The organism is Rhizobium sp. TRM96647 (assembly GCF_025780115.1).
GTDB lineage: Bacteria > Pseudomonadota > Alphaproteobacteria > Rhizobiales > Rhizobiaceae > Mycoplana.
In genome coordinates this window covers 1-981 of sequence record NZ_JAOXHF010000043.1, presented here as the reverse complement: position 1 = coordinate 981, position 981 = coordinate 1, and the positions used below count along the sequence as shown (strand labels likewise).

Below are 981 nucleotides of genomic sequence, written 5' to 3'. Positions count from 1 at the left end.
GTCTTCATCAAGAACGACTTCGGCCCGATCGCCAACGTCAAGGTGACCGGCAACCTGCTGCTCGGCGACAGCGGCTATCCGATCTATGTCGACGGCCGCGCCAATGGCGGCCCGATCACCGGCGTCACGATCACCAACAACCACATCGAGAAGGGCGGATACGGCTACTACAGCATCGACAAATCCAGCCCGGTTCTCTCCGGCAACGTCGAGTATCCGCGCAACGGTGCACCCGAGCCGGGTGACGGAACCGTTTCCCCGGAGCCCACACCGACGCCGACCCCGGAGCCGACGCCCGAACCCACGCCGACTCCTGAACCGACCCCGGAACCCACGCCCACGCCGACCCCGGGTAACAAGGTGATCGACGGCACGAGCGGCAACGACAAGCTCGTCGGCACCTCCGGCAACGACACCCTCAACGGCAAGGCGGGTAACGACAGCCTCGACGGCGGTGCCGGCAACGACACGCTCAACGGGGGAGCCGGCAAGGACACCATGAAGGGCGGCGCAGGTGCGGACGTCTTCACCTTCAAGGCCGCCACGGAAACGGGCTCCGGCTCCAACCGCGACGTCATCACCGACTTCCAGAAGGGTCAGGACAAGATCGACCTGTCGGTCATCGACGCAAACGGTTCGGCGTCCGGCAACGGCACGTTCCACTTCATCGCCGCCGAGAATGCCCTGTTCGACCGTGCGAAGGGCGCATTGGCCTGGCACCTCGAAGACAACTCCGGAACCTCGAGGGACGTGACTGTCATCCAGGCCGACACGAACGGCGACGGCGTTCATGACTTCGAAATCCAGCTGCAGGGGCTCGTCAAGCTCGCCGCAAGCGATTTCATCCTCTAAGGATGCCCCCGACCCGCGCCAGCGGCGCGGGTTGAGGACAGCATCGACGCAATCGGGTTGGGGGGGGGGGGGGGGCCCCCCCCCCCCGGGGGGGGGGGGGGGGCGCCCCCCCCCCCCCCACCCCCCCCC

The 981-nt window shown here is 67.3% G+C and carries 1 protein-coding gene; it reads left to right on the top strand.

Features of this window, described 5'->3' with window-relative positions; translation table 11 throughout:
• The coding region (locus OCK02_RS26105) for a calcium-binding protein (RefSeq protein WP_263815562.1) at positions 1-852 on the top strand (852 nt) is incomplete at its 5' end.
• Positions 853-981 lie beyond the last annotated feature (129 nt).